Origin of the sequence: Methylocystis sp. (assembly GCF_021731785.1) — a bacterium.
Taxonomy (GTDB): domain Bacteria; phylum Pseudomonadota; class Alphaproteobacteria; order Rhizobiales; family Beijerinckiaceae; genus Methylocystis.
This window is the reverse complement of sequence record NZ_JAKFWS010000175.1, coordinates 1-3747: the sequence shown is the minus strand read 5'-3', so window position 1 is coordinate 3747 and position 3747 is coordinate 1. Positions and strand designations below refer to the sequence as shown.

General features: G+C 59.4%; 7 protein-coding genes. 3 read left to right on the top strand and 4 right to left on the bottom strand.

The features are described 5' to 3' along the window. Positions 1-483: 483 nt before the first annotated feature. A complete protein-coding gene (locus QZ964_RS20525; protein WP_124740545.1) occupies positions 484-834 on the top strand; it encodes a single-stranded DNA-binding protein in 351 nt (116 codons plus the stop codon). Between the two features lie 36 nt (positions 835-870). On the opposite strand, the gene QZ964_RS20520 is transcribed toward QZ964_RS20525, so the two are convergent. Further along, positions 871-1032, bottom strand: a complete 162-nt coding sequence (locus QZ964_RS20520) for a hypothetical protein (protein ID WP_154454021.1) — start codon at positions 1030-1032, stop codon at positions 871-873. Between the two features lie 597 nt (positions 1033-1629). On the opposite strand from QZ964_RS20520, the gene QZ964_RS20515 reads away from it, so the two are divergent. Next, on the top strand, positions 1630-1902 hold the full coding sequence (locus QZ964_RS20515; RefSeq protein ID WP_124740544.1) for a DUF2285 domain-containing protein: 273 nt from the start codon (positions 1630-1632) through the stop codon (positions 1900-1902). 24 nt (positions 1903-1926) lie between these two features. Here the strand turns inward: QZ964_RS20515 and QZ964_RS20510 are convergent, their stop codons facing one another. After that, positions 1927-2181, bottom strand: a complete 255-nt coding sequence (locus QZ964_RS20510; protein ID WP_124740543.1) for a hypothetical protein — start codon at positions 2179-2181, stop codon at positions 1927-1929. 649 nt (positions 2182-2830) lie between these two features. On the opposite strand from QZ964_RS20510, the gene QZ964_RS20505 reads away from it, so the two are divergent. Further along, positions 2831-3208 carry a single-stranded DNA-binding protein gene (locus QZ964_RS20505; RefSeq protein WP_124740542.1) on the top strand — a complete coding sequence of 126 codons (378 nt, stop codon included), beginning with the start codon at positions 2831-2833 and terminating at the stop codon, positions 3206-3208. 44 nt (positions 3209-3252) lie between these two features. On the opposite strand, the gene QZ964_RS20500 is transcribed toward QZ964_RS20505, so the two are convergent. Then, positions 3253-3432 carry a hypothetical protein gene (locus QZ964_RS20500; RefSeq protein ID WP_154454022.1) on the bottom strand — a complete coding sequence of 60 codons (180 nt, stop codon included), beginning with the start codon at positions 3430-3432 and terminating at the stop codon, positions 3253-3255. A 3-nt stretch (positions 3433-3435) separates the two neighbouring features. Beyond that, positions 3436-3747 (bottom strand): hypothetical protein (locus QZ964_RS20495; protein WP_292534046.1); only part of this gene is annotated, 312 nt, incomplete at its 5' end.

Below are 3747 nucleotides of genomic sequence, written 5' to 3'. Positions count from 1 at the left end.
AAACCTGAAATCACAAAGAACAGATCGACGCCGACGCTGAGATCAGGAAGGTTGAGCCAGAACGCGACGATCGATTGCGAGCCGAAGGCGAGCGCGAAATGCGACAGCATCACAGCGCCGATCGCCAAAGCCCGCAATTCATCGAGCGTATCAATCCGTTCCTTCAAACGGCCGTGTCCCTTCTCAGCTTGATCGTGCCGCGTTTGGGCCGAGCCCTGATCGACCGAGCATCCTCGCATCGGCGCCGGCGGCGCCTTTCCTCTTGACCGACCTTGCGGCGGCGTCGAGGCAAAGGGTTCGTGTTTGACTTCCCGCAGGCTGAGCGCACGAAGCCTGCCGCTGCGCGCGGCTTTATGTTAATGCCAAAATCCCTGTTCGAGACAATCACATTATCGCCATGCTTCTAATAAAATGCTAACCGGCGCGCGGCATTTCCGTCGTGGAAATCGGACGATGATCAGTTCGCATGATTGGAGAGACGCAATGAGAACAACCAATCTTTTCATCCTACGAGGCTATGTTGGGCAAGAGCCCAAGGGGTTCGATGATGGCAAAATCGCCAAGATCAGCGTGGCGACGAACCGGAGTTGGACCGACAAGAAATCGCGCGAGCGCATTGAGAAGACCGACTGGGTTACGGTCACCGTCTTGAATGAGCGCGACTCGGCTTTCGTGTTGAAGAATGTCAGGAAGGGCGCGCCGATCTACGCCGAATGTCGCGTTGCTGAAACATCCTATGAGAAGGACGGCAAGACGATTTACGGCGTGGACGTCGTCGCCAACGTTTTCGACCTCTTAAGCCGGACTGATGGGGGTGAAGAAAACGCCGCGTAATCAGCTGCGGCCGACACGTCGGGCATCCAGGCGACCTCAAAACGGGAAGGCTTGGAGATTGCGTTGCGCGCCATGAACCATTCCGTTGAGGACGGTCGCACAGCGGCTGCAAAGCACCAGACCTTCGAGAAGAGTATCGAACAAGGCGTCGTTGATATCTTTCGCCAAACGCTTGCTGTTCAGGTGAAAAGCCGGCATTGATCGTTGTTTAATTTTCGTAATTCACGTGCGACGAGATACGCCTGCATGATTGTGTGCGCGAATTCAAGCACTATCCGTGTTGGCTCGGCTACGGCGCCGATCACAGCGCCCGCCTGTCGGGCTCGCACTGGCCTCGTGTCGGCGCGCGGCGCGCCGTCGCTATGCTCACTCGGACCAGAGGTCGCAATTTTCCGAAAGGCGGGCCGGGTAATAGCCCTTTGGCGTCTCTACGCTCGCATCGGGGACTATGGCCATTCATGCGCTCGCGTAGATTTCCGGCCGGGACGAGACCAACACCCATTCCGCTTTTCGCTCCCTGTCACGTGAACCTCCCCTCGCGACCACCAAGTCGGTCGCGCTATCCATCCTGGCGCTCTGTCGCGGTTCGATTACTGTACGCGACAGGAGCCGCGTGTCGTTCGCACAGCTTGCCCCGATCGCTCGCCAGCCGCTGCATAGCGTCGCGACGCGTGGCTGCGCTTGTCGCTCCGCGCACCCTGAATGCCGCCACATATCGGCGCTATCGGCTACCTTGCGGCTGTAGCCTTACGATGAGCGATCAAAGCATAGGCTGCGCTTTAACGGAGGCCAACCGTGATCCCCAATCAGTCCAACACGGTCGCAGAGGTAGCGCCGACGACGCTCGAGCTGACCGACTACGATCTCTCGCATATGATCGTATATCTCCGCCTGCTCGATGCGGCGCGCGATGGCGCCGGCTGGGAGGAGGCGAGCCGGATCGTCCTCAACATTGATCCCGACGTCGACCGTGAACGTGCGCGGCGCGTCTATCACAGCCATTATGCCCGCGCACGATGGATGACGCAGCAGGGCTATAAGGAGCTGCTGAAAATGCCGAATTCGTGACGACAATTGGGATGCGCCCCGGGGCTAACGCTTCACCCGCTTTTTCGCAGGCTCGGCGCGCGGCGCATCCCAGTAGAAGCTTCGGCCGCCGAGCGCTCCCGTGAAGCGTTCGCCATCGCCGTAAAGTGTAAAAACAACAGTCGTGTTGGGCACCACCAGTTCGAGGCGACGTTGCTCCCGATCATAGCGTATGACGCGCGCCGTCATCGTTTCACCTTCTCTATCGGCGTCCGCTAAAACAATCTCGTTCATCGCAACACCATGCATAAGATCGACCAATATTTGGATAGCCGCCTGCCCCCGCGTCGCGGACAAAGCGCAACGTCGCCCATTCTTCGATTGCGCGCAACAGGCGCATCCCGCGGCGACATGGCTTCGTCTCTTACTCGCTTCCTTACGCTTCGGATGTGCACGCGCCCAAGCCGCGTCGACTGTTTGCGCGGCGTAGGGGCCGTCACTCAATAGGCGCCGGGCTTCTCATAATCAGCCCATTTGAACGACGCGTCATGGCATTATTGATACGGCCACGCGGGATCGATCATGGCCAAGCCAATTCTCGGCATTGCGCGATGGTGTGAGAACGAAGAGGCCCGAGGCTCGGCGGACAATTCGACTGACCTGATTGTGTGTCGAACTTTGCACAGATCTCTCTTGCCATGTCGGGCCTTCGCCCGTTGCTCTTTACTGGCTTGTCTAGCGCCGGCGGAGCCACGTCGGCGCCTGCGCCGAAGAATTTTCCCCTTGCCGCTATGCGGCAATTCCTCGCGCATGGGCGCTGCGCGCCCTTTCAAAATTCTCCGTCGCGGCCGGCGCGCAGCGCTTTGCTTGCCCGCTGCAGCCTTACGGCCTTGCGGCTCTGTGGTCTCCTTACCCCGGCGCTTTCAGACCGCCATCGCATCGGGCCGAGGCCCAACGATAGGAGAGAGAAATGTCGCAGCTCAACACGCACATTCAGGTCGGTCGGGTCGGTCAGCTCAAGGAAGTCGGCGCCAATCTCGTTATCACCGTCTGCTCGAACAACCCCTATAAGAACGGCAATGGCGAGTGGATCGACAATCCCGAGTGGATCGAACATACGATCTTTGCCCGGCAGGACTCGCGCATCAAATGGGCGCGCGAAAAACTCGAATCCGGCGACCTGGTTCAAGTGACGTCGCGCCCGAAGCAGACCGAATGGAAAGCGGCTAATGGCGAGCGCCGGTTCGGCTACACTTTCGCGGTAGAGGATATTCAGCACCTTGCCGACAAGCCGGCGAAGAAGACGGAAGCGCCCGCCGCGAAGCCGCAGGGCAAGAAGTCCCGCTGAAACGCGATCGAGGGGCCGCGCGCGGCCCCTCGATCACATGCAGACTAATTTACAACTTCAGATTGCTCGTCGGGGCGATCAGCAGACGGCGCCCAAGCCTGGCGCGCATTGATCGGCGCGGCGATCTGCTCGCCGCAAGAGACTCTGTCGGCATCAGCTTGGCGCGGCGTGTCGCCACCTTGATCACGAAAAAGGCTAACGCGCCGCTGATCGCTCAAATACATTCATCATCGGGCCTCTTCTTCGCCAGCCGCGCTTCTTTGCCAGGCAGTTTGCGCGAAACGGACGAGATCCATTTCTCCTTGGCCATAAATTTGCGCGAGTCCGCTTTCATCGCAGAGCAGCCCAATGTCGGCGGCCTCGGCGCAACGCATGATTTCAGGCGCCAACTCCTTTGGAAGAAAAAAGGCAACGTAAGGATAGCGCGCTGAGTGGCATCCGCCAAAAGCGCCTGCGTTGCAGCTGGACACAGGGACTGAGCCGTAGGCCGAAATCGCGATTGTCGCGGAGGCGACCCCGACATCCAGCCCCCAGAGTGC